Genomic DNA, 26,219 nt, shown 5'->3' on the forward strand with positions numbered 1-26,219 from the left:
GCAGTGGCCAACGGCCCGTTGTAGACCACCTCATGCTCGGTGCCGGGCGTCCTCGACAGTCTCAGCACGATGAGCGCTGCGGCATGCTCGGTGCCGGGCGTCCTCGACAGTCTCAGCACGATGAGCGCTGCGGCGGCCCCGTGGGAGGTCTGACGTATCGCGACACCGCGGGAACCGTAGGTCGCCTTGATCTCAACCTGACGACCGTCCCCGGCGATCGCGTCGTGGCCGGTCGAGGATGCTGGAACCAAGACGATGTCGAACATGGCCTCGGCTGCGGCCTCACCAATGGAGCCGACGAGGTGACCATCCAGCGGGAACTTCCGTCCGGGATGCATGGCCTCAAGCTCGTCTACGACCGCATGCAATCGCTCCACCAGTACGGCCGTCCGAGCAGTCCGCTCCGAGTGATCGACTGACCGACGCTCGCCTGCACCTGGCTTCTCCACCATGGGTCGATGATGCCGGTTCAAGAAGCAACAGGCAGACGTGGCCGGTGACGTGTGGTGCGCAGGTGCTCGGACCGGGCCCGGCCGAGCGAGGCGAACAAGCGTCGACCAGCAGGGATCGTCAGCAACGACCGTGCGAACTCGATCGCGACCCGGCTCGGGCGCGGGCTGGTCACCGTCGTACCGGTGACCAGCAACATCGACCGGATCTTCCCGTTCCAGGCACTGCTCCCGGCAGCCGCCACCGGACTGGGGTAGGACTCGAAGGCCCAGGCCGAGCGGGTCCGTTCGATCGCAGTCGAGCGACGCGGCGCCGTGTGGGGTCAGATCGTGCGGTTTGGCACCGTTCGTGTTGACAGCAATAGGGACATTGCGGCACCTTGAACCCGAGAGCGTCAACGATCGCGTTGACCCCCGTCGAGTGAGAGCCGCTATGAACAGTCCTTCACGCACGTCTCCGACCGTCGGCTCGAGCGAGGCCACGGTGACCGTCCACCCCACCCGCAGATCCGGTGCCGGTGGCGTCACGCTGGCGATGGACACGTTCACCCCGACCACGGTCCGCCCCACCGCCACCGTGGTCGTGCTCCATGGCGGCGGACAGTCGCGCGAGCAATGGCGCGACGTCGGACTCGGCCTCGCCGCGGCCGGACTACGTGCGGTCACCGTGGACCTGCGCGGCCACGGGGAGAGCGACTGGTCACCGTCGGGCAGCTACCGACTCGAGGACTTCGTGGCCGACCTCGAGCTCATCATCGACGACCTGGTCAATGACCTCGCCGCCCCGATCATCCTCGCCGGGCACAGCCACGGCGGGAAGGTCGTGCTGACCACGGCGGGCCGGCGAACGGCCGCCGTCGCCGGGGTGGTGCTGATCGACTCCCTCCCGGACATGGAGCCGGACTGGAGTGTCAACGAGTTCTACCAGCGCACCGCGGCCGGCTTCGGCGGGCTCGACGAGGCCGCTGCGGCCCTCGCCGAGCTGGTCGGTCGACCGATGACCCCCGCCGGCCTGGATCGAGGACTACGACACGGCGAGGACGGCCGGTGGTACTGGAACTGGGACACCAGGACCCTCGACGCGGTGGCCGACGGCCTCACCCGCGACCGGGTCGTGATGAACGCCGCCGCGCGCCAACTCAAACTCCCCGCGCTGCTGCTGCGCACCGAGGAGTCGCCCTTCCTCAACGACGAGAACGTCGCCCGGCTCCAGGACGCCATTCCGCACGCGGCGGTGCAGACCATGCCCGACACCCAGCACCACCGCCCCTGGCAACACCCGGGGCTCGTCGTCAACCACCTCAGCGAGTTCGTCGCGACCACCCGCAGACGACCGCCCGAGGCCGAGCTGTTGTACGACGTCGACTCGATCGCGCCGCTGTTCCAGCCGTTCCGGCTCGGCGAGCTCGAGTTGACCTCACGGGTGGTGATGGCCCCCATGACGCGCAACTTCTGCCCCGACGGCGTACCAGGCCCCGACGTGGTGGACTACTACGCCCGGCGGGCCGCCGCCGGAGTGGGGCTGATCATCAGCGAGGGCATCTACGTGCCGCACCGCAGCGCGGGCACCTATCCCGACGTCCCGGAGATGGCAGCCCCCGGGGCGGTCGAGGCGTGGCGCCGGGTCACCGACCGGGTGCATGCCGAGGGCGCCCGGATCCTCGCCCAACTGTGGCACGTCGGTGGTGTGCGACGGGTCGGCAAGCCGCCGTTCCCGGACGCGCCGGTGGTCACCCCGTCCGGCCTGGACCTGCGCGGACGTGACGTCGGCGAACCCCTGGGGCTGGTGGAGATCGACGAGATCGTGGCGGCCTACGCCTCGGCGGCGGCGGATGCGATGGCGGCCGGATTCGACGGTGTGGAGATCCACGGCGCTCATGGCTACCTCATCGACGAGTTCCACTGGGGTCAGACCAACCTGCGCGAGGACCACTTCAGTGGCGACATCGGCGACCGCAGCACCCTCGGCGCCCGCGTCACCGCAGCGGTACGGGAGGCGATCGGTCCGCAGGCCACCCTGTCCTATCGATTCTCCCAGTGGAAGCTCACCGACTACAACGCCATGGGCGCCGCCGACCCCGACGAGTTGGCCCGCATGCTCGAACCCATCGTGGCGGCGGGGGCGAGCGTGCTGCACCCCTCCACGCGGCGCTACTGGACCCCCGCCTTCGAGGGGTCGGACCGCACCCTCGCGGGCTGGACGCGGCACCTGACCGGGCTGCCCGTGATCGCCGTCGGATCGATCGGCGTGACGGCGCCCGCCCGCTCCGAGGAGACCGATCGCGACGGAGTGTCCCTGGCGCCGCTGGTCGACCTCGTCACCTCCGGCGAGGTCGACCTGGTCGCCGTCGGCAGGGCGCTGGTCTCCGATCCCGAGTGGGCGTCGAAGGTCCGCGACCGCCGGCCCGAGGCGATCCGCTGGTACCGCAAGGAGCACGAGGCAGAGCTCTACTGAGGCACATCAGATTCCACACAAGTGTTGACAGCCCGGCCGTTCGCGTGGTCGTATATCAACACTAACGTTGACACCCCGTTCAGGACGGTGAGATCTCGATGTTCTACGACTGGTTCGGCAAGAGCCTTGCCGGCACCTTCGACCACACGTGCCGGGAGATGCCCGACCATGCCGCGCTCGTCGTCGGAGCCCGCCGGTTGACCTACCGCGAGCTCCAGGACGAGGTCCTCGAGGTGGCCGCCGGTCTGCAGGCGGTCGGCGTCGGCGCGGGCACCCGCGTGGCCGCCATGGTCGAGGGCTCCGAGGAGTTCGCCACCATGGTGCTGGCCCTGCACCGCCTGCAGGCAGTGCTGATCCCGTTGAACCTGAGCTGGACCGCCCGCGAGTTCGTCCAGTCCTTCCAGCTCACCGACCCCGACCTGCTGATCACCGTCGAGGAGTTCCGCGGCAACGAGATCCTGGCCGGCCTCGAGGGAGCCCTCCCCGAGCTGACCCACAGTTCCTTCGGCGACCTGCAGCTGGCCGATGTGCCCACCCTGCGCGGCGTCATCACCGTACGGAGCAGCACGCCACGCCCCTACGCGCGCACGTTCGCCGACGTCAAGGCGGGAGGGCGCGGCTACGACCGGACGGCGATGCTGGCCCTCTCCGACGCCGTGGACCCCGAGGCTCCCGTGCTGTGTCTGCCCACCTCGGGCTCAACCGGCTTCCCCAAGCCCGTGATGCACTCGCAGAACAGCTTCCTGAGCAACTGCGCCAACTACGTCGACGCGGTCGAGCTGACCGCCGACGACGTCGTCCTCAACTTCGGCACCACCTACCACGCCTCAGGTCAGCTGCTCTTCATCCTGCCGCTGATCCGAGGCGCCTCCCAGGTCCTGCTCGACTGGTTCGATCCGGGCGTCGCGATGCAGCTGATCCAGCAGGAGGGCGTCACCGTCACCTGGGGCTTCGACGTGCACTTCCAGATGATGGCGCGCCACCCCGAGCTGAAGAAGTACGACATCAGCTCGCTGACCCGGGCGCTGATCGGCAGCGACCCGGCCGCTTACGACGAGATCGCCCAGCTGGGCTTCGAACACCACGGCAACATCTACGGCTGCTCGGAGTACCTCTCCAACGTCTTCCCCTACCGGGATCGGGCCGACCGTGAACGGATGAGGACCTCGCACGGCCGCCCGGCCGAAGGCGTCGTCCAGAAGATCGTCGACCCGGCCACGGGTGACCGGGTCCCCGTCGGCCAGATCGGCGAGATCTGCGTCAAGGGCCCCGGCCTCTTCAAGGGCTACTACAAGATGCCCGAGCAGACCGCCCAGGCCATCGACGACGAGGGCTTCTTCCACACCGGCGACTTCGCCTACGTCGACGAGGCCGGCTACACCTACTACCGCGGCCGCCTCAAGGACACCGTCAAGACGGGCGGCGAGAACGTGTCGGCCCGCGAGGTCGAGCTCTTCTTGCAGACGGAGACGCCGTACGTCCGGATGGCCCAGGTCTTCGGAGTCCCCGACCCCAAGTGGGGCGAGGCGGTGACCGCCATGATCGAGCTCCGCGACGGCGTCTCGATCACCGACCAGGAGCTGCGCGACTTCTGCCGCGGGAAGCTCGCGGGCTACAAGATCCCCAAGCGCTTCGTGATCGTCGGCGAGTCCGACTGGATCGTGACCCCCACCGGCAAGCTCGACAAGCAGGCGCTGCGCCAGCGGACGTTGACCGAGCTCGACAGCGCCACCACCGGCGCCTGACCGTCGGCCCCCACCCACCACCACACGTGAGGAACCCAGTTCATGGACTTCGAAATCTCCGACGAGCAGAGCGCCATGGTTGCCGGCGTACGCGACGTGCTCAGGGGCCGGTTCAGTCCCTCCCACTTCCGCGAGCTCGAGGACAACGCCGAGTGGCCGTGGGAGGCGATGAAGGTGCTGGGCGACCAGGGGTACCTCAGCATCCTGGCGCCCGAGGAGCTCGGCGGTGCGGGCGGAACCAGCTTTGATGCGATGCTGTGTCTGGAGGAGGCGGCGCGGGTCATGGGCGGCCCGGCCATGGCCTTCTTCACCACCATGTGCTTCGGCGTACGCTCGCTGGCCGAGCTCGGCACGCCCGCCCAACAGGAGAAGATCCTGCCGGGACTGATGGCCGGCACCAGCTTCGTCGGCCTCTCGCTGACCGAACCCGACGGCGGAACCGACGTCCTGGGCGCGATGCGCACCCGCGCCAGGCAGGACGAGGACGGCACCTGGGTGATCAACGGCGCCAAGATCTTCACCACCGGAGCCCACATCGCCGACTACGTCATCGCGGTGGTGCGCACCGACGGCTTCGACAAGCGCAGCAGCTACGGCGTGACGATGTTCCTGGTGCCCACCGACGCGCCCGGCCTGACGATCACACCGATCCCCGTCTTCGCCCAGCGCACCACCGGCGCCAACAACGTCATCTTCGACGACGTGCGGGTGCCGGCCGACATGATCCTCGGCGAGGTCAACAAGGGGCTCTACGCCCTGTTCAACGTCCTCAACGATGAGCGGATCGGCGCCGCCACGATGGCGCTGGGCATCGCCCAGGCCGCCTTCGACGAGGCGTTGGAGTACGCGAAGAACCGCACCGCGTTCAACCGGCCCATCGGTCAGTTCCAGGCGGTCCAGCACAAGCTGGCCGAGATCTGGGTGCGGCTCCAGGCCGTCCGTCAGATGGTCTACCGCGCGGCGTGGCTGCAGACCAACGGGAAGCCCGCCGAGATGGAGTCCTCCGGCGCCAAACTGCTGGCCTCCGAGACGTGCATCTGGGTGGTCAACGAGTGCATGGACGTCCTGGGCGGCTACAGCCACACCCTGGAGTTCAACATGAGCTACTACCTGCGCGACGGCCGCTACACCTTCGCCCCGGTGACCAACAACGCCGTGAAGAACCTCATCGGCGAGCGCCTCGGCCTGCCGAAGTCCTACTGACCCTTCCCACCCAGAGATTGGACCGAAACCATGCAGGAACGCGAGTCCTTCGAGGACTACACGGTCGGTGAGCGGCTGGTCAGCCCGGCCCGCACCATCACCGAGTCGGATGTGGTCAACTTCGCGATGATCACCGGCGACTGGCACCCGATCCACATCGACAAGGAGTACGCCGGGAAGAGCAGCTTCGGGCAGCGCATCGCCCACGGCATGCTCACCATGAGCCTCGGCGGCTCCCTGTGCATGTGGATGGGCCCCAACACCTTCTCGCCCAAGAGCTTCATCGCCTTCCTGGCCATGGACGAGATCCGGATGAAGAACCCCACCTTCATCGGCGACACCATCCACTGGGAGGGCGAGGTCGTCGGCCTCGAGCCGAAGAGCAACGGACGCGGCGTGATCACCTATGCGTGCGAGGTGAAGAACCAGCGCGACGAGGTGTGTGCCTCCTACGTGCAGAAGATCCTGGTCGGCCGTCGCGACGAGAGCGAGCCCGCACGATGAGCCTCTCCGCGTCGACACTGTCAGGGAAGGCCGCCATCACCGGGGTCGGCGAGACCAGCTTCGCCGAGGGCGCCTCACGCAACCGCCTGGCGCTGGCCCTGGAGGCCATCGAGAAGGCCGCCGCAGACGCCGGGATCGCAGTCGAGGACATCGACGGCATCGTCCGCTACTCCATCGACGGCTCCGGCAACGACCAGATCCTGCACCAGAACCTGGGCATGAAGGACCTCTCCTTCTCCGTGGAGATCCCCTACTACGGCGGATCGGGTGCGGCTGCGATCGGTGCGGCTGCTGCCGCGGTCTCCTCGGGCCTGGCCAAGAACGTCATCGTCTACCGGGCGTTCACCCTCTACGACATGACGCACTTCGCCAAGCGCAACGCCGCGTCGGTGTGGGCGATGGAGGGTGGCGTGGCTGACTTCATGCGCCCCTACGGCTGGCTGTCGATGATGGACACCTACGCGCTCACCTACGAGACCCACCGGGCGAAGTACGGCACCACCACCGAGCAGCTCGGCGCCATCGCGGTGGCGATCCGCAAGGCCGCCAACCGCAACCCCAACGCGATCCTGCGTGACGTGCCGCTGACCCTGGAGGACCACGCCCGCGCCAACCGGGTGTCCGGCCGCCTGGTCGTGGACGACGTCACCCTCAGCGACTGCGAAGGCGCGGCCGCGGTCCTGGTGAGCTCGGTCGAGCAGGCCCGGGACTCCCGGCACAAGCCGGTGGTCATCCACGGCGCGGCCGCCGGCCTGGGACCCAACCCCTCCCTCAACTGGGAGATGCACCTCTTCAAGGACGACCCCACGGTCTCGCCGGCCCACTACGTGGCTCCGAAGGTCTTCGGGATGGCCGGGGTCACCCCCGCGGACATTGACGTGGCCCAGATCTACGACTGCGCGACCGTCAACGTCCTGCTCCAACTGGAGGACTACGGGTTCTGCGCCAAGGGCGAGGGTGGCTCCTTCGTCGAGAACGGCAACATCGAGCTGGGTGGCTCGCTGCCGATCACCACCAGCGGCGGGATGCTGTCCGAGGCGTCGATCCATGGGTTCAACCATGTGGTCGAGGGCGTCAAGCAGATTCGGGGTACCTCGACCAGTCAGGTCGATGAGGCAGAGCTGTGCCTGGTCACGAGCTCGGTGCCCACGCCGACCAGCGCCGTGATCCTGGGCTCCGACCGTGGAGGAATGTCATGACCGAGAAGTACGACCGCCCACTGCCCCGGTTCTATGCCGAGGGGTCCCGTGACTTCTACGAGGCCACCAAGAGGCACGAGCTGCGCATCCAGCAGTGCGCCGAGTGCGGGAGGTTCCGCTTCCCGCCGCAGCTGATGTGCCCGTCCTGCCGATCGATGAAGTCGCAGTGGACTCAGGTGTCGGGGCGCGGGACGATCCACACCTTCACCGTGGTCCGCGGCTACGAGCCGCGATCCGTGCCGATGTTCTCCTGGCCGGCCGAGCGCTACCCGATCGTAGTGGTGATCGTGGAGCTGCCCGACGCCGACGGAACGCACATCGTGAGCAACATGGTCGACTGCGACCCGGAGGCGTTGGAGATCGGCATGCCGGTCGAGGTCGTCTTCGAGGACGTCACCGACGAGATCACCCTGCCCAAGTTCCGGCTGGTGGACGACGTGAGTCAGGAATCGGCATGAGCGCCACGGTCGACCGCCTCTTCCAGCCCGGCCGGATCGGGACCCTCGAGATCGAGAACCGGATCGTGCTGCCGCCGATGCTCATGGGATACGGCAGCGAGGACGGGTTCGTCACCGAGCGTGCCCTGGCCTACTACGCCGCACGCGCCCGCGGTGGTGCCGGACTGGTCGTCGTCGAGGCGTCGATGCCGCTGCCCGGCGGCAAGATGTTCAAGACGTACTTCGACATCAGCCACGACCGCTACCTCCCGGGGCTGAGCGAGCTGGCCACCTCGATCAAGGAGAACGGCGCCCGCGCCGCCATCCAGTTGGGCGACGGGGGCAGGGAGGTACGCCGCGACCTCACCGGGCGCGCCCCGATGGGCCCCTCCCCGGTCGCTGCCCGCAAGCGCGAGGTGCCGATCGAGATGACCCTCTCCGACATCCGGAACGCCGTGCGAGGCTTCGCCGAGGCCGGCCTCCGGGCCAAGCGGGCAGGGTTCGAGGGCGTGGAGATCCACGCCGCGCACGTCTACCTGTTGAGCCAGTTCCTCTCCGGCTTCACCAACTACCGCACCGACGAGTACGGCGGCAGCGTCGAGAACCGGTTCCGGATCCTCATCGACATCCTCAACGAGACCAAGCGGCTCACCGGCGAGGACTTCCCCGTCTGGCTGCGCATCAACGGCGTCGAGTACGACACTCCCAACGGAGTGACCCTCGAGGACAGCCGGGCCTACGCCCGGCTCGCCGAGGAGGCCGGCTACGACGCGATCAGCATCTCTGCCGGCAGCCCGCACTACGAAGCGACCATGCACACCCTCTACACGCCACCGAAGTTCCTGGTGCCGCTGGCCGCGGCCATCAAGGCGGACGTGTCGTTCCCGGTGATGGTCGCCGGCAAGCTCACCGCCGAGCAGGGCGAGGAGATCCTGGCCGCCGGCGAAGCCGACTTCATCGCCATCGGTCGTGCCCTGATGGCGGACGCCGACCTTCCCAACAAGGTGCGCGAGGGCCGGCACGAGGACGTACGCCCGTGCCCGTGCCTGCTCGACTGCGTCAACCGGGGTGTGCTGCGCGACCAGCCGCTCGTCTGCATGTCCAACGCCGCGCTCGGTCGTGAGCAGGAGTACGCCATCGAGCCGGTGGCCACACCTGGCCGGGTGGTCGTCGTCGGCGCCGGCCCGGCCGGTCTGGAAGCGGCCCTCGTCGCTGCCCAGCGAGGTCACTCGGTCACCCTGTTCGAGCGCGCCGCGGCGCTCGGCGGCCAACTGGTCGTCTCGTCGCGGGGGCCGCACAAGGGCGACCTCGGTCGGCTGGTGGACTTCTACTCGGTCCAGCTGGAGAAGCACGGCGTGGACGTGGTGACCGGCGAGGAGGCGACGGTGGAGGCCATCGTGGCCACGTCGCCGACCGCGGTCGTCCTGGCCACCGGCGAGGGCCACGGTCACACCCGGTCCAGCGGCACGGTCAGCAACGTCGACGAGCTGCTCATGGGCGAGGTTCCCGACCATCGATCGGTGGTGGTCGTCGGCGCCGACACCCGCAGCTGCGAGCTCGCGGACCTGCTCACCGAGGAGCGCGACAACACCGTCGTCCTGGCGACGCCCGAGCGCAAGGTCGCGCCGCTGCTCACCGGGATCGTCCGGGGCACCCTGATGGAACGACTGAAGGGGAAGGGCGTCGACCAGCGGACCCTCACCCGACTGGGCGCCATCACCCGCGACACCGTCGAGCTGGTGCGTGAGGACGGGTCCGGCTCCGATGTGGTGCCGGCCGACCTCCTGGTGATGGGCGAGACCAGCACCGTGGACGCGGCGCTCCTGGATGACCTGCGACGCCAGGTGCCGCGGATCTATCTCGTCGGTGATGTCGTCGAGAAGGGCGAGCACATCGATGCGATCTCCGAGGGGGCTCGGGTCGGGCGGTTGCTGTGACCGGGTCGGCCCGGGTGCTGCACCAGCCCTACGCGGTGCCCGGGTCCGGTGATCTGGTGGTACTACAATCGGCGACCCACCAGGACCTCAGGAGTGAGATGACTCAGAGCAACATCGGACGCCGTCGCGCTCTCGCCAGGCAGGAGGGCAACGCCGCCTATCTGGAGAAGAAGGCGCAGGTGGTCGCCGCCGCCACACTCCTGTTCAAGCAGCACGGCTTCGAGGCCACGACGCTGGCCCACATCGCCGAAGAGGTGGGCATGGACCGGGCCTCGCTGTACTACTACTTCCCGAGCAAGAACGAGATCCTCCAGGAGGCGGTGGCCGGGGTCACCGGACGCAACCTGGAGATGGTGCACGGACTGAAGAGCTCCGACCTGACGCCCCCCGAGCGGATCGAGAAGCTGATCCACCACGCGCTGGTCTCGTTCCACGAGAACTACCCCCAGGTCTTCGTCTACATCCAGGAGGACATGACGCGGATCGCGGACCGCGAGGACCCCTGGGCGAAGACCATGCTCAAACAGACCCGTGAGTTCGAGGACGCGCTCCTCGCGCTGCTCCGGGACGGCATGGAGCAGGGCTCCTTCCGACCCGACCTGAATCCAGTCCTCGTCGCGCACGCGATGTGGGGAATGATCAACTGGACCCACCGCTGGTATCGGCCCGGCAACTTCGAGCCGGCCGAGATCGCGAGTGAGTTCACGAGCGTCTTCCTGCGTGGCATCGAGCATCGTCGAGGTGACGACGCCGCGCCACCGGGAGAATAGGAGAACCTCATGCACGACCTCGACGAGCTGGCCAGCCGGCTCGAGATCCAGAACGTCATCGCGAAGTACGCCCACGCAGTCGACCGGCGTGACTTCGAGACGGTGAGGTCGTGCTACCACCCCGACGCGTACGACGACCACGGGCGCTACAAGGGAGACCTGGACGGCCTGCTGGCCTACTTCGACCGGCTTGCCGACAAGCTCAACTCGACCTTCCACCTGATGGGCACCCCGTACATCGAGGTCAAGGGCGACACCGCCTGGGCCGAGACCTTCGCGGTCTATCGCCGCGACCTCAAGGGCGACGTCCCGGTCCTGCAGGGCCTGCGCTACGCCGACAGGTTCGAGCGTCGGACGGGGCAGTGGCGGATCGCGCACCGCCTGGTCATCCTCGACTGGGAACACGCAGCGGGCGGCGAGCCCCCCTTGCCGAGCGCCCCGGAGTGGCTGCGAGGCGGCCTGGGGGAGAACGATCCGGCGTACGCCCTGTTCGGTGAGGCGCGCGCAGCGTCAACCCGCTGAGCCCTGCGGGCCGGCCGCACGGTCGCGCCGGTGGAGCGGCGTGCGGACGCGGACCAGCAGATCCTCGGGATCGCGGTAGCCGGGCTGTGCGGACGCGCCGAAGGCAGCGGCGACGGCGGCCTGGCGTTCGTCGACCAGCGGGGCGTACTCGGGGTGGGTGAACACGTAGAGCTCACCGTGGTGGACCGCCTCGACGACCCGTGCCGCCACCGAGGCGGGGTCCATCTTCGTCGCGTCCGTGGCGGCGGCGGTCGCTGGCCGCAGGCCGTCGCCATCGCTGGCGCCGAAGCGGCGGGCGGACTCGTTGAACGGCGTGGCCACTCCGCCGGGGCACAGGATCGACATGCCGATGTCGTACGCCGAGAGTTCGGCGGCGGCGACCTCGGAGAGCGCCACGACGGCGAACTTGGAGGAGGCGTAGGCGCCCAGGGAGGGCGGGGCGAGGAATCCCGCCATCGACGCGGTGTTCACGATGTGTGCGGGCCGCTTCCGGGCGATCATCCGGGGGATGACCGTCCGCATGCCCAGCAGGGTGCCGACCAGGTTCACGTCGATGACCTGCCGGAACTTCTCCAGCGGGACATCCCAGACCGGGCTCGGTGACGATCCGGCCGGAGCAGCGACACCGATGCCAGCGTTGTTGCACAGCAGATCGATGGCCCCGTGATCGCGCCACGTCTCCTGGACGACCCGCTCCCAGTCCTCGGCGGAGCGCACGTCCAGGACCTGGGGGACCAGGCCGGTGCCTCCCGAGGTCTGGACGGCGTCAGCCAGGGCGTCCTCGTCCTGGTCGGTCATCACCACGGTCATGCCCTCGTCACGCAGCGCCCGGCTGAGGGCGAGGCCGATGCCTCGACCGCCGCCGGTGACCAGGGCGGTTCCTCCACGAAGGTGCTTCAGTCCCATGGGTTTGCCTCGCAGCGTCGTCGTCGTTGTCAGTGTGGATGTGGGTGTGCAGCGGGTGCTCAGAACGACGCCTCGTCGAGGTCCATCAGCGAGAGGTCGATGCTCTCGGCGATGACCCGTTCGGACGTCAGCCTGGGCAGGTTGGTGGTGGCGAAGAAGCAGGCGGCGGCGACCTTGCCCTCGTAGAAGGCGCGATCCCGGTCGCCGACCGGGCCGCCCAGCCTGGCCAGAGCGACCTCGGCCTGGCGCAGCAGCAGCCAGGCGCAGATGACGTCGCCGGCTCCCATCAGCAGCCGGGTGGCGTTGAGACCGACCTTGTAGACGTGGCGGGCCGCCCCGGCTGAAGAGGCCAGGTCGTCCGTCATCTGCTGGACGATGGCGCTGAGGTCCTCGAGTGCGGTGCCGAGCAGGCGTCGCTCGCCCCGGAGCCGGCTGTCGCCGGACTCGTCGTCGACGAAGGCTTCGATCTCGGCGGTCAGGTGGCCCAGCGCACGGCCCTGGTCCTTGACGATCTTGCGGAAGAAGAGGTCCTGGCCCTGGATCGCCGTGGTGCCCTCGTAGAGCGTGTCGATCTTGGCGTCTCGGACGTACTGCTCGATCGGATACTCCTGGAGGTAGCCCGAGCCGCCGAAGGTCTGCAGCGACTCGGTGCCGAGCAGCACCCACGAACGCTCCGAGCCGAAGCCCTTGACGATCGGGAGCAGCAGGTCGTTGATCGCCCCAGCCAGGGTGACCGCCTCGCTCTCGGTGTCGCCGGCGTGCTCGGCGATCGCCACCCGGTCCTGCCAGGTGGCCGTGTAGAGCACCAGGGCTCGCAGCGCCTCGGCGTACGCCTTCTGGGTCATCAGCGAGCGCCGTACGTCGGGATGGTGGGTGATCGTGACGCGTGCCGCGGTCCTGTCGGCGGTCCGGGTCATGTCGGCGCCCTGGACGCGCTCCTTGGCGTAGTCGAGGGCGTGGAGATAGCCGGAGGAGAGCGTGGCCATGGCCTTGGTGCCCACCATCATCCGGGCGTACTCGATGACGTCGAACATCTGGGCGATGCCGTCGTGGACCTCGCCGAGCAGCCAGCCCCGGGCCGGCTCACCGCCGCCGACCTGCGGGTCGCCGAAGGTCACCTCGCAGGTGTTGGACGCCTTCAGCCCCATCTTGTGTTCGACGTTCGTGACGTAGGCGCCGTTGCGCTCGCCGGTCAGCTCGCCGGTCTCGTGGTCGAAGTGGAACTTCGGGACCAGGAAGAGTGAGAGGCCCTTGGTGCCCGGCCCGCCGGCCCCGGCCACCCCCTCCGGACGGGCGAGCACGAGGTGCAGGATGTTCTCGCTGAGGTCGTGCTCGGCGCTGGTGATGAAGCGCTTGACGCCGGTGAGGTGCCACGAGCCGTCCTCGTTCAGGGTGGCCTTGGCGCGGCCGGCGCCCACGTCGGAACCCGCGTCCGGCTCGGTCAGCACCATGGTCGCTGTCCACTGGCGGTCCACCATGACCCTGGCCACCCGCGCATCCCGGTCGTTGCCGTTGCGGAGGATGAGCCGGCTGAACGTCGTGCCGACCGCGTACATCCACAGCGCCGGGTTGGCGCCGAGGACCATCTCACCGATGGCCCAGTTGAGGGACGAGGGGGCCGGTGTGCCGCCGAGCTCCGCGGGGATCTGCAACCGCCAGAACTCCGCCTCCATCCAGGCCCGGTAGCTCTTCGTGAACGACGCCGGCAGCGGAGCGGTGTGGGTCGAGGGGTCGAAGACCGGGGGGTGGCGGTCGCTGTCGGCGAAGGGCTCCGCCAACTCGTCGCGGGAGAGCCGATCCACCTCGCGGAGGATCTCGCGAGCGCTGTCGCCGTCCACCTCGGCGAACGGTCCGGAGCCCAGGATCTCGCCCCGGTCGAACACCTCGAAGAGGTTGAACTCGATGTCGCGCAGGTTGCTCTTGTAGTGACTCACGGGCCAGTCCCAGGGGTGGTCGTATCGGCTGCTCCCAGCAGCGTAGGCGCTGAACCGGAGGGAGATCAACGGATGTGTTGATCTTTTTTCAACGAATGTGTTGAAAACTCTTGACGACCGTGTCAACTTCATTGCAGAGTGTGGCCTGCGTCTCACCGTCGAGACGCGATCAAGGGCAGTGTTTCTCCCCTTCCAGAGGATGTGAGCTGAGTGGCTGATCTGCTGCAGCTACTGGTCAGCGGCCTGTCGCTAGGCGCGCTGTACGGTCTGATCGCGCTGGGATTCGTGATCGTCTTCAAGGCGACCGGCATCCTGAACTTCTCGCACGGAGCGATGCTGCTCCTCGGTGCCTACGTGGTGACCCGCCTGGCGCACGTGAACTTCCTGCTCGCCGTGCTGGCGGGCATCGCGGCCGCGGTGGCGCTGAACCTGCTCGTCGAGCGGGTGCTGGTCAGATCCATGGCGGGCCGCTCCGCGCTGGCCATCACCGTGATGACCATCGGCCTCGACGTGGTCCTGATGACCTATGCGCGTGGCGAGATCAACACCCGGGTGCTCCCGATGGGTGACCCCTGGGGCGCGACCATGGTCAGCATCGGCGCGGTGGACATCCCGCTCAGTCGCCTGGTCGCCCTGGTCGTCTCGCTGGTCGTGGTCGCGGCGTTCTTCGTCTGGTTCAAACGGTCCTCGTGGGGGGTCGCCTTCCGAGCCGCCACCGAGCGCCGCGACGTCGCCCCGCTGATGGGGATCCGGCTCAACCGGCTCTCCGTCGTGGCCTGGGTGCTCGCCGGTGTGCTCGCGGTGATCGCCGGTGTGTTCCTGGCGACCTTCCCGTCGTCCGGCGTCAACGTCGACCTCTCGCACGTGGCCCTGCGAGCATTCCCGGCCGCGGTGATCGGCGGCCTCGACTCCACCCACGGAGCGATCGTCGGCGGCCTGATGATCGGGACGGCCGAGATCCTCGCCCAGGGCTACCAGTCGCACCTGGAGTTCCTCGGTGGTGGCTTCCACGAGGTGCTCACCTACGTGCTGATGGTCATCGTCCTCTGGTTCAAGCCGGCCGGACTCTTCGGAACGCAGGAGGTCAATCGTGTCTGAACTCGTCGACACCCGCGTCGCCGCACCTGCCGTCAGTACGCCGGGCGCGAGGGCCGCTCGCAGACGTCTCCCCCCCGCGACCCTGCTCAGGGGCGGCGGCCTCGTCGTCGCCGCGATCCTGGTCATCATCACCCCCTCGATCGCCGGCACCTGGCTGCCGGTGGTGATGAACCTCGCCGCCTTCGCCGTCGGCGTGGTCGGCTTCAACCTGCTGTACTCCGCCGGCCAACTCTCCTTGGGCCACGCCTTCTTCATGGGACTGGGTGGCTTCTCCTACGCCTACCTCTCCGGGCAGAACAGCGCCCGCACCGACGGATTGGGGCTCGACCCGCTCCTCGCCTTCGTCCTCTCCGCGCTCCTGGTCGGACTGGTGGGGCTGGCCTTCAGCCCGCTGACCTCCCGGCTGGGAGGGCTCTCCCTGGCCGCCGCCACCCTGGGCCTGGTCTTCCTCGGCTCGCACGTCTTCGGGATGGCCGAACGAGTCACCGGCGGCACCTCCGGCCGGGTCCTGGAATCCATGCGGTTCGGGCAGTACGAGCTCTATGAGGCGAGAGACATCTGGTACTTCGTCGCCGGCGTCGCTGCCCTCGCCTTCGCGTTCGCCGCGCTGATCTCCCGCAGCCGTGTCGGATTGGCCCTCGAGGCCATCCGGGACGGTGAGCACCTGGCGCGCGGACTCGGCATCAATGTGCGTCGCTACAAGGCCCAGGCCTTCTTCTTCTCCTCGGTCTATGCCGGCGTCAGCGGCATCCTGATCGGCCTCGTCGCCGGCGTCCTGGTGAAGGAGAGCTTCACGCTCTACCTGACGATGAACATCTTGATGATGGCCATCCTCGGTGGCGCCTCCGCCCTCGTCGTCGGTGCCGTCGTCGGCACCGCGCTCTTCATCGTGCTGCCGGAGCTCCTCCGCCGGTACGGCGACGCCATCCCCCTCCTCGCCCCGGAGGGCTCGGTCACCGGCCTCACGCCGGCGGCCGCAGCGACGTACCTCTTCGGCGCAGCCATCATCCTCATCCTCATCGTCGAGCCGGATGGCCTCACCGCGCTCGGGCGTCGGGCCCGGATCCGGATCCTCCGGTCTCGCCCTCGCGCCGATCAATCTCGGTCATGACTCTCGGGCCAACAGCCCAACCACCAGTCAACTCACCAGCAGGAACCCAGGAAAGGGATCAGACATGAAGCTCATGCGTGCCACCGGAGCCGCGGCCGTGGCTCTCCTCACCACAGCCGCACTCGCCGCTTGCGGCAACAACACCGACGGCGCCTCCGACGGCGCCTCCGCCGGCGCACCCGGCGTGACCGAGGACTCGATCAAGCTCGGCCACATCACCGACCTGACAGGCGTGTGGGGTCCGGTCGGCAAGAAGTACCTGTCCGGCTCGCAGCTCTGGGTCGACGCGGTCAACGCCAACGGCGGCATCTGCGACCGGACGGTCGAACTGGTGGTGCGCGACCACAAGAGCAACATCCAGGACGCCGTGACGATCTATCGCGAGCTCGAGAGGGACGTCTTCGGTATGCAGACGATCCTCGGCTCCGGCCCGATCCTGGCCGCCGCCCCCTCACTCACCAAGGACAAGGTCCTGGCGTCCACCTACGCCTGGGACGAGATGCTGCTCGAGGGCACGGAGACCATCTTCCTGCCGGGCGCCACCTACGAGGTCGCCAGCGTGGCGCTGACCGAATGGGTCGTGAAGGAGCGTGGCCTCCAGCCCGGCGACAGCATCGGCCTGGTGCGCTACGACGGCATCTTCGAGGGCGTCCTGACCGGCATGGAGCTGGTCGCCGAGGAGTACGGCCTGAACCTGGTCGAGCAGAAGGTCCAGGTCTCCGACTCCGACTTCACCGGCCCGGTCCGGGCCTTCAAGAGGGCCGACGCCAAGCTGGTGATGTCTGCCATCAGCACCCCGCACCTGGGAACCTTCGTCTCCACGGCCTCGTCCCAGGGTCTCGAGCCCGCGATCCTGTCCCCGTCGCCGGGCAACTTCGACGAGTCGCTCCTCGCCGGGCCGGCCAAGCAGCTCTTCGAGGAGAACTCGTACTTCGCCTCCCCGTTCACCAACTGGGACAACGACAGCGCGGGCGCCGCGGAGGTCCGCGACGCCTTCGAGAAGTACGGCGAGGGTGACCCCAACTACGGTCTGATGCTCGGCTACGGCCAGGCCTCCATCTTCGGGCAGATCCTCGAAGCGGGATGCGCGAACGGTGAGCTCACCCGCGACAGCGTGGTCGACGCCTTCGGGTCCATGGACACCGTGGCCACCAACGGCATCATGACGGAGCTCGACTTCTCTCGTGGCGACGGAATGTCGCAGTCGATCGAGGTCGGCATCCTCCAGCCCGACGGCTCGGCGACCACGGGCTTCACCGAGATCCAGGAGCCGTTCATCAGCGACCTCGTCGCCAAGAGCGGACTCTGATCCAGCACGGATCCAGGTCACGACGGATCCCGGCAGAGCAGGAGTAGAGCAGTGTTGATGGTCAACGGACTCAAGGTCACCTACGCAGGCGTCGCCGAGGGGCTGCGCGGCGTGGACCTCACGGTCGAGGAAGGCCAACTGGTCACCGTCCTGGGCAGCAACGGCGCCGGCAAGACGACGTTGCTGCGGGCCATCTCCAACGTGCTCAACGCCTTCAACGGCGTTGTCACTGCCGGTGCGATCGACTGGGACGGACTCAACCTGGTCCGGACCCGGGCCGACCGGATCGTCAGTCGGGGCCTCATCCAGGCCCCCGAAGGTCGAGGGATCTTCGGGGGCCTGACGGTGGAGGAGAACCTCAGAGTGGGTGGCTTCCTGAGGTCGCGCGCAGAGCAGCGGCACCAGCAGAAGCGTGTCCTGGACCTGTTCCCGGACCTTTCCGACCGACTCCGTCAGCATGCCGGCCTGCTCTCGGGGGGTCAGCAGCAGATGCTCGCCATCGGTCGGGCGCTGATGGCCGACCCCAAGCTCCTGTTGCTCGACGAGCCGTCGCTGGGGCTTGCTCCCAAACTCGTCGACGACGTCGCCGCCGTGGTGCAGCAGATCAACCAGGCAGGCACCACCGTCGTCCTGGTGGAGCAGAACGCCTCGATGGCCCTGAGCATGGCGGACTACGCCTACGTCCTGGAGAACGGTCGGGTGAGCCTGCACGGGCCCGGTGCCGAGCTGCGCGACAGCGACGAGGTCCGTCGTCTCTACCTAGGACAGGGAAGCGATGACGAGCCCGACGAAGACACCGACCCCGTGTTCGTCGGCAACAAGGAGCAGTCATGAACGACGTGAGCATGAGCCCTGACCGGCCGGCGCTGGCACTCCAGCTCCACGATGTCGACGTCACCTTCGGCGGCGTCCGGGCCCTGCAGAGCGTGTCCCTCGACGTACACGTCGGCGGCATCCACGCGGTGATCGGCCCCAACGGCGCCGGCAAGACCACGTTCTTCAATGCCGTCTCCGGCATGGTGCGGATCTCAGGCGGCGAGGTGCTGCTCAACGGAGAACGGATCGACGGCTGGGCCGCCAACCGGATCGCCGCCGCCGGGATGGCCCGGACCTTCCAGAACCTGGCTGTCTTCAGCAACCTCACGGTCCGCCAGAACCTCCTTCTGGGCCGGCACGTCCAGACAAGGGCCGGCTGGTTCAGCGCCGGGATGGCGCTCCCGTCGGCCAGGCGAGAGGCCGCCCGACAGATCGAGCACGTGGAGAGGGTGGCGCACCTGGTCGACCTGGGTCACCTGCTCGACTCCGGAGGAGGGGACCTCTCCTACGGAGACCGCAAGCGGGTCGAGATCGGGCGCGCGCTGTGTATGGAGCCGAGCGTGCTGCTGCTCGACGAGCCGGTGGCCGGGATGAACTCGACCGAGACCTCGCGGATGGCGAAGCTGATGCGCACCATCCGCGACGAGATGGACATCACGGTCCTCCTGGTGGAGCACGACATGGGCATGGTGATGCGGCTGGCCGACCATGTCACGGTCCTGGACTTCGGTCGGGTCGTTGCCTCCGGCCCGCCGGCAGCGGTGCAGGAGGACCCGAAGGTGATCGAGGCCTACCTCGGAGTCAAGGGCGCCAGCGACCTGCTGGCCGGGCACTGACTCACACACAAGGAGGCGGGAGCCCTCGGGCTCCCGCCTCCTTGACGTGTGCGGTGAGGTCGGCTGCCGTCAGGCGCAGTAGCCGCCGTCGACGGCGATCGCCTGTCCGCTGACGTAGCTGGCCCTGTCGGAGGCCAGGAAGGCGACGACCTCCGCGATCTCGTGCGAGAGACCGAAGCGCTGCAGCGGAGTGAGGCGCATGGTGATCTCGATGGACGCCGGGTCGAAGTTGCCGGTCTCGATCAGGGCGATGCCCATGGCATCCTCGACCACGCCGGGCGCCACCGAGTTGGCCCGGATGCCGAACTTGCCCTCCTCGCGGGCGATGCCGCGCACGATGACCTCGATGCCGCCCTTCGGGGCGCCGGAGAGGATGTCCTTCACCGGGAACCGCTGCACGGCCACGCTTGTCACCGCGGTGATGGAACCCGCCGTACGCCGCAGCGCCGGCAGCGTGGCATGCACGACGTTGAAGAAGGCGTTGAGCTCAGCGTCGACGTGCGAGGTGAACTTCTTCGGCTCGATGTTGCTGATGTAGATCTGATCGACGAACGGGCCGCTGGCGTGCACGACCGTCTTGACGTCGCCGAACTCGGTCGTGACCTGTGCGATGAGGTCGATCACCGCGTCCACGTCGGTGAGGTCGAGTTGCACCGCCCGCGCGGTGGCGCCGGCCTCCTGCAGCTCGGCCACGAGCTCCTCGGCCTTGGTGACGTTGGAGTGGTAGGTGAAGACGACGTCATGGCCGTCGCGGGCCAGGGCCCGACAGGAGGCGGCGCCGATGCCGCCGGTGCCTCCGGTCACGAACGCCACGGGTCGGCTGCTCTCGGCAGGTGAGGTGGTCACAGGTGTGTCCTTTCGGGGGGTGTGCTGGGGAGCGGGGGGGGGGGGGGGGGGTCACAGGGAGCGGGCGATCAGGACCTTCATGATTTCGTTGGTCCCGCCGTAGATCTTCTGCACGCGGGCACCCGCGTAGAGCTGGGCGATGGGGTACTCGGTGATGTACCCGTAGCCGCCGAACAGCTGGAGACAACGGTCGATCACGGTGCACTGCATGTCGGTGGACCAGTACTTCAGCCGGGAGACCGTGACCGCATCCAGACGGCCGGCCAGATGCAGCTCCATGCAGTGATCCAGGAAGGTGCGGGCCACCAGGACATCGGTCGAGCACTCGGCCAGGACGAACTGCGTGTTCTGATAGTCGAGGACCTGCTTGCCGAAGGCAGTGCGCTCCTTGACGTAGCGCACCGTCTCCTCGACGGCGGTCTCCGCGTAGGCCACGGCGCCGATGCCGATCACCAGCCGCTCTTGCGCGAGCTGCTGCATCATCTGGTAGAAGCCCTGCCCCTCCTCGTTGCCGAGCAGGTTGGCGACGGGCACCCTCATGTCCGTGAAGGACAGTTCCCGTGTGTCCTGGCCGTGCTGGCCGATCTTCTTCAACACCCGGCCGCGCGCGAACCCCTCCGCCCCGGTCACCTCGGTGACCAGCAGCGAGATGCCGGTGGCGCCTTCGCCGCCGGTCCGCGCCACCAGGAGCACCAGGTCGGCATGCCCACCGTTGGTGATGAACGTCTTGGTCCCGTTCACCACGTAGTGGTCGCCGTCGCGACGCGCGGTGGTCCGGACGGCCTGCAGGTCAGAACCGGTGCCGGGCTCGGTCATCGCCAGCGCCGCGACCAGGTCACCGGAGGCCATCGGCGGCAGCCAGCGCTGCTTCTGCTCCTCGGTCCCGAAGCTGTGGATGTAGTGGGCGACGATCGCCGAGTGGATGCCGAGGCCCAACGCGTCGTCGCCGGAGCGGCACTGCTCCCAGAGCACGGCGGCCTCGTGGGCGAACGTGCCGCCGCCACCGCCGTACTCCTCGGGAATGCTGGCCAGCAACAGTCCGGCCTCGCCCGCCTTCGTCCAGGTCGCCCGGTCCACCTGGTGCTGTTCGGCGAACCGCTCCCGGTGCGGGGTGACCTCCTTGGCGAAGAACACGCGTGCCAGATCAGCGGTGTCGGCGACGTCGGCGTCGCGCATCCACGGGGAGACGTAGGGCTCGGGGGACTGCATGGATCTCTCCGTCGGGGGTCGAGTGCGGCGATGGGGGAGCGGGTCAGCCTGGGATGCCGACGGACCGGCACCAGATGCGGGCCATCGTCGTGATGGCGATGTCCTCGTCCAGGGGCTCCTTCAGCACATACCTGGCGAAGGCGACATCGGCGACCATCCCGCCGAGCGCCTCGGCGGCGTGCCGGGGATCGAGGGCGCCCTCGCCGGTCCCGCGAGACTGCCACGACTCGATGGTGGCCTCGATGCGGTCGATGTAGCGCTTGCGGATCCGACGGCGGTAGGCCATGAAGTCGGGGTTGCTGGCCACCACCTGCTCGAGCACCCGGTGCATGCTGGCGTTGTCTCGGTAGGTGTGCATGAAGCGGGCGATCGTCTCTTCGAGCTGCTGGGCCGGCGTCGTATCCGGGGTGACCGGCTTCGAGGAGGCGGCGAAGGAGACCTCGACGAGCTCGTCGATCAAGGCCTTGAGGACGTCGTCCTTGGACGTGAAGTAGGTGTAGAAGGTGCCGTGCGAGACCCCGGCCTCCTGGGCGATGTCGGCCACCCGCACCTGGTAGTAGCTCTCTCGCTCGAACACGGCCTGACCAGCGCGCAGCACCTGCTCGCGCCGGGCCCAGCCCCGCGACGTACGCGGTTGACGCACCTCGGTGGTCATGTCGGAACCCCTCAGACCGAGACGGAAGGCGCGACGGCCTCCGCCTCGACTCGCAGGACGCGCCGCAGCAACTTGCCCGACGGATTGCGAGGCAGGGACTCCACGACCTCGACCGAGGTCGGGCACTTGTAGTGGGCCAGGTTGGCGCGCGCATGGTCGATCACCGCCTGCGGCTCCAACGTGGCACCAGCCTTGGTGATGACGTAGGCGCGCGGGGTCTCGCCCCACTTCTCGTGCGGCACGCCGACGACGGCAACCTCAGCCACGTCCGGGTGGGAGGCGATCACGCCCTCCACTTCGGTGGGGAAGATGTTCTCGCCCCCGGAGACGATCATGTCCCCGACCCGGTCGCGCAGGAACAGGAAGCCTCCCTCGTCCTGCCATCCCAGGTCGTTGGTGCGCATGTAGCCGTCGTCGGTGAACACCGCGGCGGTCTGCTCGGGCAGCTTGTAGTAACCGAGCATGTTGCCGACGTACTTCACCCAGACCTCGCCGGTCTCTCCCGGCTGCACCGGCTCGCGGGTGAGGGGATCGAGCAGCTTCATGCTGAGGGCAGTGATCGGGCGCCCGGCGGACTGGAGGCGTTCGGGGTGCTCGGTGTCGTGGTGGGCGGCGTCGTCGAGCAGGGTGATCGTGCCCCAGGTCTCGGTCATGCCGTAGATCTGGACCATGGTGGTGTGCGGCAGCAGCTGGAGGAACTCGCGCAGCACCGTCTGGGTGATGGGGGAGGCGCCGTAGGAGACCAGTTTGAGGGTGGAGAGGTCGGCGGTGCGGGCGTCCGGGTGGGCGCAGATGCCCTGGATCATCACCGGGGCGACCACCATCGAGGTGACCCGGAACCGCTCGATGGCTTCGAGGATGGAGCCGCCCGAGACCTCGTTCTGCGCCACGATGGAACCGCCCGTGTGCAGGGCTCCGGTGGCGGCGCCGATCCCACCGACATGGAACCAGGGCAGCACCGGCATCAGGACGGCGTCCTGGCCGAGCTGCCAGATCTCGTCGAGCAGGGCGACGGTCGCGCGCAGCCCGGCACAGCCGAGCATCACGCCCTTGGGGGTGCCGCTGGTGCCGGAGGTGTAGAGCTGGGCGACGACGTCGGCGTCCTCAAGCGTCGCGAACTGGTGCGGGGCCAGCGGGGTCGCGGCGGACCTCCAGCTCTGCCAGGTGAGTTCGGTGCTGGTGGCTCCGTCGCCGATGATGACGACGTGCTGCACCCGCGGGCTGGCGGCCAGGGCGTCGCGGGCCAGCTCGAGGAGCACGGACTGGACGACCACGACGGTGGCGTCCATGTGGTCGATGAGCGCGGCGATCTCGCGGGCGCTGAGCCGCCAGTTGATCGGCACGGTGACGGCCCCGAGCATGCCTGCGGCCGTGGTGAGCTCGATCTGCTCGATGGAGTTCTTGCCCAGGTAGGTGACCCGGTGTCCCTTCTCGACACCCAGGGTGGCCAGCGCGCCGGCGACCTGGCGGGCGTTGTCGCGGACTTCGGCGTACGTCGCCTGGCGAGCGGTCTCGATGACGGCGACCGCCTCGGGTGTGCGCTCGGCCCAGGCTTCGATACCTGCAACGAGGGTGTGGTTGGACGGCACCTGGACTCCTTCGGGAAGGTGGATCGGGAGGGGACGTGGATACCCGGGACTGACGACACGCTAGACCGAACTTGAACTTGATGTCAATATCAAGTTTGGGGTCAGATCGGTGCCTTCGGGTGCCCGCCGGAGTGGTGTTCCGGCGGACACCCGCGCCGCAGTGGCGAACGTTTCAGGACAGGCGCTCGATGACCATGGCCATGCCCTGACCGCCGCCGACGCACATCGTCTCCAGGCCGAACTGCTTGTCCTTGACCTGGAGGCCGTTGACCAGCGTGGACGCGATGCGGGCGCCAGTCATGCCGAACGGGTGGCCCACGGCGATGGCGCCTCCGTGCACGTTGAGCCGGTCGAAGTCCAGTCCGAGCTCGCGGCCCGAGGCGATCACCTGGGCGGCGAATGCCTCGTTGATCTCGAACAGGTCGATGTCGTCCACCCCGAGTCCGGCGCGGGCCAGCGCTCGACGCGAGGCCTCCACCGGACCCAGCCCCATGATCTCGGGGGCGAGGCCGCTGACCGCCGTGGAGACGATGCGGGCCAGCGGGGTGAGGCCGAGCTCACGCGCCTTGGTGTCGGACATGATCACCAGGGCGGCGGCACCGTCGTTGAGGGGGCAGGCGTTGCCTGCGGTCACGGTGCCGTCGGGGCGGAACGCCGGGCTCAGCGCGCCCACGGACTCCATGGTGACGCCCGCCCGTGGGCTGTCGTCGCGGTCGGCGACCTGGCCGTTCGGCAGCTGCACCGGCAACAGGTCGCGATCCCAGAAACCCTCGGCCTGCGCCTGGTTGGTCAGGTTCTGGCTGCGTACGGCGAACGCGTCCTGGTCGGCGCGGCTGACGCCGTGCAGCTCCGCGACGTTCTCCGCGGTCAGCCCCATGGAGATGTACACGTCGGGCAGGTCGCCTGCGTCCCGGGGGTCGCTCCACGCGCCGCCGGTCGCGACCCGGTCAGCGGTGCGCTTCGCCGCCTCGGCGAAGATCGGGTTCTCGGTGTCGGGCAGGTTGTCGCTGTGACCCTTGGTCGAGCGGCTCACGGCCTCGACCCCGGCCGAGATAAACACATCTCCTTCGCCGGCCTTGATGGCGTGCAGCGCCATCCGAGTGGATTGGAGGCTGGAGGAGCAGTAGCGGTTGACCGTGGTGCCGGGGAGGTGGTCCATGTCCATCAGCACCGAGACGATCCTGGCCATGTTGAAGCCGGACTCCCCGCCCGGGAGGCCACATCCGAGGATGAGGTCCTCGATGTCGGTGGGGTCGAGCGAGGGCACCTGGGCGAGGGCCGCTTGGATCGCGACGGCCGCCAGTTCGTCGGCCCTCATCTCAGCGAGCGAGCCCTTGAAGGCACGTCCGATCGGTGTGCGGGCGGTGGAGACGATGACTGCTTCAGGCATGGAGGATCCTCGGGTTTCGGTGAAGGGGCTCTGGCGGGCACATTCTGGACACGCCATCCGGTTCTAGTCAACACTAGCGTTGAAAGAGGGGTGTGGAGTGTCGTCACCGCTGTCGTGCGGGCCAGCGGACACTGGGGGCATGACGAACGCCCCGTTTCCGCAACTGAGCACCTCACGTTTGGGCCTCCGCCGGTTCCGTGAGTCCGACGCCGAGGCCTTCGCCCGCTACAGGTCCGACCCAGCCGTGGCCCGCTACCAGAGTTGGGAGGCGCCGTACCCGCTTGAGGAAGCGAGCCGTTTCGTCTCGGCGATGGCGACACAACCCGCCGACGTACCCGGGGAGTGGCTGCAGATCGCGGTGACCCTGGAGGATGCGCTCATCGGTGACTGTGCCTTCGTGGCTCAGGCGCACGAACCGAGGACCGCCGAGATCGGGTTCACCATCGCTCCGGAGCACCAGGGGCGCGGCTACGCAGGCGAGGCCGTCACGTCGCTTCTGGGGTACCTGTTCGACCAGCTCGGCAAGCATCGGGTGACCGCCTCCTGCGGTCCCCGCAACGCGCCCTCGGTCAAGGTGCTCGAGTCCGTGGGGATGCGCCGCGAGGGGCACCTGGTGGAGAGCACGTGGGCGAAGGGTGAATGGACCGACGACCTGATCTTCGCCGTCCTCGGACGCGAGGTGAGTTAGCGCTCCGTGCTCGTGGCCTCGACGCCCGCATCGAGGATCGGCACTAGGAGCCCCCAAAGTCCCGTGTGTTCGATTTGTTCGTTTGCTACTCTGGATGTGCGCGCCAAGGAGGTTCGTCATGACGCGATCTGCTGCTAGCACCGATGCCCGCACGTACGTTGCGAGCGATGCTGACGAGGAGCTCTACCGCACCTTCGCCCGCGCGCTCGGGGCGGTTCCCGAGACGAGCAGTCATCGGCCCGCTCTTGTGGACGCGGCGGGCAACGAGGTGCCCATTCCACGAGAAATGCACGACGTTCTACTTCAGGTGGCCCATGCCCTGACGGCGGGGATGGGCGTCAACGTCGCGCCACTCAACGCCATGCTCACCACCCAGGAGGCGGCCGACTACCTGGGCGTATCCCGTCCCACCGCGGTGCGGTTGCTGGATGCGGGCGAGATCCCGATGAGTCGGCCCGGTCGCCACCGGTACGTGCGCCTCGTGGACCTGATCGACTACGCGGAGCGGACTCGTCAGACCCGTTCCGAGGCGCTGGATGACATGGCGCGAGAAGCGGAAGATGCTGGCCTGTACGGGGTTCTCGATGGGCCCCCACCACCGATGAGGTGAT

At 68.3% G+C, this 26,219-nt stretch carries 25 protein-coding genes; 17 read left to right on the forward strand and 8 right to left on the reverse strand.

All coding sequences use genetic code 11. The features are described from left to right. Positions 1 to 338 (reverse strand): DUF6998 domain-containing protein (locus tag JKG67_RS15110; RefSeq protein WP_203338172.1); only part of this gene is annotated, 338 nt, incomplete at its 3' end. Positions 339 to 506: 168 nt separating this feature from the next. On the opposite strand from JKG67_RS15110, the gene JKG67_RS15115 reads away from it, so the two are divergent. The 10 genes from JKG67_RS15115 to JKG67_RS15160 all read left to right on the forward strand — a co-directional run bounded on the left by JKG67_RS15115 (position 507) and on the right by JKG67_RS15160 (position 11,221). Further along, positions 507 to 707 (forward strand): type II toxin-antitoxin system PemK/MazF family toxin, encoded by a 201-nt coding sequence (locus JKG67_RS15115; protein WP_307816589.1) that lies wholly within the window; start codon positions 507 to 509, stop codon positions 705 to 707. A 226-nt stretch (positions 708 to 933) separates the two neighbouring features. Then, a complete protein-coding gene (locus tag JKG67_RS15120; RefSeq protein ID WP_203338174.1) occupies positions 934 to 2,904 on the forward strand; it encodes an alpha/beta fold hydrolase in 1,971 nt (656 codons plus the stop codon). A gap of 98 nt (positions 2,905 to 3,002) precedes the next feature. Further along, on the forward strand, positions 3,003 to 4,649 hold the full coding sequence (locus JKG67_RS15125; protein ID WP_203338175.1) for a class I adenylate-forming enzyme family protein: 1,647 nt from the start codon (positions 3,003 to 3,005) through the stop codon (positions 4,647 to 4,649). Between the two features lie 42 nt (positions 4,650 to 4,691). Beyond that, a complete protein-coding gene (locus JKG67_RS15130; RefSeq protein WP_203338176.1) occupies positions 4,692 to 5,852 on the forward strand; it encodes an acyl-CoA dehydrogenase family protein in 1,161 nt (386 codons plus the stop codon). Between the two features lie 30 nt (positions 5,853 to 5,882). Next, positions 5,883 to 6,356, forward strand: coding sequence for a MaoC/PaaZ C-terminal domain-containing protein (locus JKG67_RS15135; RefSeq protein ID WP_203338177.1), 474 nt, complete (start codon positions 5,883 to 5,885; stop codon positions 6,354 to 6,356). After that, positions 6,353 to 7,555, forward strand: coding sequence for a thiolase C-terminal domain-containing protein (locus JKG67_RS15140; protein WP_203338178.1), 1,203 nt, complete (start codon positions 6,353 to 6,355; stop codon positions 7,553 to 7,555). Before JKG67_RS15135 ends, JKG67_RS15140 begins: the two co-directional genes overlap by 4 nt. After that, a complete protein-coding gene (locus tag JKG67_RS15145; RefSeq protein WP_203338179.1) occupies positions 7,552 to 8,013 on the forward strand; it encodes a Zn-ribbon domain-containing OB-fold protein in 462 nt (153 codons plus the stop codon). The genes JKG67_RS15140 and JKG67_RS15145 overlap by 4 nt, the downstream gene beginning before the upstream one ends. After that, a complete protein-coding gene (locus JKG67_RS15150; protein ID WP_203338180.1) occupies positions 8,010 to 9,929 on the forward strand; it encodes an oxidoreductase in 1,920 nt (639 codons plus the stop codon). The genes JKG67_RS15145 and JKG67_RS15150 overlap by 4 nt, the downstream gene beginning before the upstream one ends. 98 nt (positions 9,930 to 10,027) lie before the next feature. Further along, on the forward strand, positions 10,028 to 10,699 hold the full coding sequence (locus tag JKG67_RS15155) for a TetR/AcrR family transcriptional regulator (RefSeq protein ID WP_203338181.1): 672 nt from the start codon (positions 10,028 to 10,030) through the stop codon (positions 10,697 to 10,699). Positions 10,700 to 10,708: 9 nt separating this feature from the next. Beyond that, positions 10,709 to 11,221 (forward strand): nuclear transport factor 2 family protein, encoded by a 513-nt coding sequence (locus JKG67_RS15160; RefSeq protein WP_203338182.1) that lies wholly within the window; start codon positions 10,709 to 10,711, stop codon positions 11,219 to 11,221. Here JKG67_RS15160 and JKG67_RS15165 read toward each other — a convergent pair. After that, complete coding sequence (locus JKG67_RS15165) at positions 11,210 to 12,127, reverse strand: SDR family oxidoreductase (protein ID WP_203338183.1); 918 nt, start codon at positions 12,125 to 12,127, stop codon at positions 11,210 to 11,212. The genes JKG67_RS15160 and JKG67_RS15165 overlap by 12 nt on opposite strands. Before the next feature lie 59 nt (positions 12,128 to 12,186). After that, entirely contained in the window at positions 12,187 to 14,061 is a 1,875-nt protein-coding gene (locus tag JKG67_RS15170; protein WP_203338184.1) for an acyl-CoA dehydrogenase, read from the reverse strand. 210 nt (positions 14,062 to 14,271) lie between these two features. Between JKG67_RS15170 and JKG67_RS15175 the strand changes: the two genes are divergently transcribed. The 5 genes from JKG67_RS15175 to JKG67_RS15195 all read left to right on the forward strand — a co-directional run bounded on the left by JKG67_RS15175 (position 14,272) and on the right by JKG67_RS15195 (position 19,231). Further along, a complete protein-coding gene (locus tag JKG67_RS15175) occupies positions 14,272 to 15,159 on the forward strand; it encodes a branched-chain amino acid ABC transporter permease (protein WP_203338185.1) in 888 nt (295 codons plus the stop codon). Next, complete coding sequence (locus JKG67_RS15180; RefSeq protein WP_203338186.1) at positions 15,152 to 16,270, forward strand: branched-chain amino acid ABC transporter permease; 1,119 nt, start codon at positions 15,152 to 15,154, stop codon at positions 16,268 to 16,270. The genes JKG67_RS15175 and JKG67_RS15180 overlap by 8 nt, the downstream gene beginning before the upstream one ends. A gap of 64 nt (positions 16,271 to 16,334) precedes the next feature. Further along, positions 16,335 to 17,579 carry an ABC transporter substrate-binding protein gene (locus JKG67_RS15185; protein WP_203338187.1) on the forward strand — a complete coding sequence of 415 codons (1,245 nt, stop codon included), beginning with the start codon at positions 16,335 to 16,337 and terminating at the stop codon, positions 17,577 to 17,579. A 57-nt stretch (positions 17,580 to 17,636) separates the two neighbouring features. Continuing rightward, positions 17,637 to 18,413, forward strand: coding sequence for an ABC transporter ATP-binding protein (locus JKG67_RS15190; RefSeq protein ID WP_203338188.1), 777 nt, complete (start codon positions 17,637 to 17,639; stop codon positions 18,411 to 18,413). Continuing rightward, a complete protein-coding gene (locus JKG67_RS15195) occupies positions 18,410 to 19,231 on the forward strand; it encodes an ABC transporter ATP-binding protein (RefSeq protein ID WP_203338278.1) in 822 nt (273 codons plus the stop codon). The genes JKG67_RS15190 and JKG67_RS15195 overlap by 4 nt, the downstream gene beginning before the upstream one ends. Before the next feature lie 69 nt (positions 19,232 to 19,300). On the opposite strand, the gene JKG67_RS15200 is transcribed toward JKG67_RS15195, so the two are convergent. The 5 genes from JKG67_RS15200 to JKG67_RS15220 all read right to left on the reverse strand — a co-directional run bounded on the left by JKG67_RS15200 (position 19,301) and on the right by JKG67_RS15220 (position 24,920). Beyond that, the gene (locus tag JKG67_RS15200) at positions 19,301 to 20,077 is read right to left on the reverse strand and encodes an SDR family NAD(P)-dependent oxidoreductase (protein WP_203338189.1); all 777 of its coding nucleotides are present in this window, start codon (positions 20,075 to 20,077) and stop codon (positions 19,301 to 19,303) included. A gap of 51 nt (positions 20,078 to 20,128) precedes the next feature. Beyond that, positions 20,129 to 21,286, reverse strand: a complete 1,158-nt coding sequence (locus tag JKG67_RS15205; RefSeq protein WP_238998530.1) for an acyl-CoA dehydrogenase family protein — start codon at positions 21,284 to 21,286, stop codon at positions 20,129 to 20,131. 43 nt (positions 21,287 to 21,329) lie between these two features. Continuing rightward, positions 21,330 to 21,941, reverse strand: a complete 612-nt coding sequence (locus JKG67_RS15210) for a TetR/AcrR family transcriptional regulator (RefSeq protein WP_203338190.1) — start codon at positions 21,939 to 21,941, stop codon at positions 21,330 to 21,332. 11 nt (positions 21,942 to 21,952) lie between these two features. Then, a complete protein-coding gene (locus tag JKG67_RS15215; protein ID WP_203338191.1) occupies positions 21,953 to 23,530 on the reverse strand; it encodes an AMP-binding protein in 1,578 nt (525 codons plus the stop codon). 172 nt (positions 23,531 to 23,702) lie between these two features. Beyond that, complete coding sequence (locus JKG67_RS15220) at positions 23,703 to 24,920, reverse strand: acetyl-CoA C-acetyltransferase (RefSeq protein ID WP_203338192.1); 1,218 nt, start codon at positions 24,918 to 24,920, stop codon at positions 23,703 to 23,705. A gap of 139 nt (positions 24,921 to 25,059) precedes the next feature. On the opposite strand from JKG67_RS15220, the gene JKG67_RS15225 reads away from it, so the two are divergent. Further along, positions 25,060 to 25,608 (forward strand): GNAT family N-acetyltransferase, encoded by a 549-nt coding sequence (locus JKG67_RS15225; RefSeq protein WP_203338193.1) that lies wholly within the window; start codon positions 25,060 to 25,062, stop codon positions 25,606 to 25,608. Between the two features lie 118 nt (positions 25,609 to 25,726). Further along, entirely contained in the window at positions 25,727 to 26,218 is a 492-nt protein-coding gene (locus tag JKG67_RS15230) for a helix-turn-helix domain-containing protein (protein ID WP_203338194.1), read from the forward strand. Position 26,219: the final 1 nt, after the last annotated feature.

It is taken from the genome of Nocardioides limicola, assembly GCF_016827675.1.
Lineage (GTDB): Bacteria > Actinomycetota > Actinomycetes > Propionibacteriales > Nocardioidaceae > Nocardioides > Nocardioides limicola.

Excerpts from the sequence above, each read along its gene's own strand:
- JKG67_RS15165 (WP_203338183.1), bottom strand. The coding sequence starts at position 12,127 with ATGGGACTGAAGCACCTTCGTGGAGGAACCGCCCTGGTCACCGGCGGC.
- JKG67_RS15135 (WP_203338177.1), top strand. The coding sequence starts at position 5,883 with ATGCAGGAACGCGAGTCCTTCGAGGACTACACGGTCGGTGAGCGGCTG.
- JKG67_RS15160 (WP_203338182.1), top strand. The coding sequence starts at position 10,709 with ATGCACGACCTCGACGAGCTGGCCAGCCGGCTCGAGATCCAGAACGTC.
- JKG67_RS15150 (WP_203338180.1), top strand. The coding sequence starts at position 8,010 with ATGAGCGCCACGGTCGACCGCCTCTTCCAGCCCGGCCGGATCGGGACC.
- JKG67_RS15220 (WP_203338192.1), bottom strand. The coding sequence starts at position 24,920 with ATGCCTGAAGCAGTCATCGTCTCCACCGCCCGCACACCGATCGGACGT.
- JKG67_RS15225 (WP_203338193.1), top strand. The coding sequence starts at position 25,060 with ATGACGAACGCCCCGTTTCCGCAACTGAGCACCTCACGTTTGGGCCTC.
- JKG67_RS15230 (WP_203338194.1), top strand. The coding sequence starts at position 25,727 with ATGACGCGATCTGCTGCTAGCACCGATGCCCGCACGTACGTTGCGAGC.
- JKG67_RS15205 (WP_238998530.1), bottom strand. The coding sequence starts at position 21,286 with ATGCAGTCCCCCGAGCCCTACGTCTCCCCGTGGATGCGCGACGCCGAC.
- JKG67_RS15210 (WP_203338190.1), bottom strand. The coding sequence starts at position 21,941 with ATGACCACCGAGGTGCGTCAACCGCGTACGTCGCGGGGCTGGGCCCGG.
- JKG67_RS15155 (WP_203338181.1), top strand. The coding sequence starts at position 10,028 with ATGACTCAGAGCAACATCGGACGCCGTCGCGCTCTCGCCAGGCAGGAG.
- JKG67_RS15140 (WP_203338178.1), top strand. The coding sequence starts at position 6,353 with ATGAGCCTCTCCGCGTCGACACTGTCAGGGAAGGCCGCCATCACCGGG.
- JKG67_RS15130 (WP_203338176.1), top strand. The coding sequence starts at position 4,692 with ATGGACTTCGAAATCTCCGACGAGCAGAGCGCCATGGTTGCCGGCGTA.
- JKG67_RS15185 (WP_203338187.1), top strand. The coding sequence starts at position 16,335 with ATGAAGCTCATGCGTGCCACCGGAGCCGCGGCCGTGGCTCTCCTCACC.
- JKG67_RS15125 (WP_203338175.1), top strand. The coding sequence starts at position 3,003 with ATGTTCTACGACTGGTTCGGCAAGAGCCTTGCCGGCACCTTCGACCAC.
- JKG67_RS15195 (WP_203338278.1), top strand. The coding sequence starts at position 18,410 with ATGAACGACGTGAGCATGAGCCCTGACCGGCCGGCGCTGGCACTCCAG.
- JKG67_RS15145 (WP_203338179.1), top strand. The coding sequence starts at position 7,552 with ATGACCGAGAAGTACGACCGCCCACTGCCCCGGTTCTATGCCGAGGGG.
- JKG67_RS15190 (WP_203338188.1), top strand. The coding sequence starts at position 17,637 with ATGGTCAACGGACTCAAGGTCACCTACGCAGGCGTCGCCGAGGGGCTG.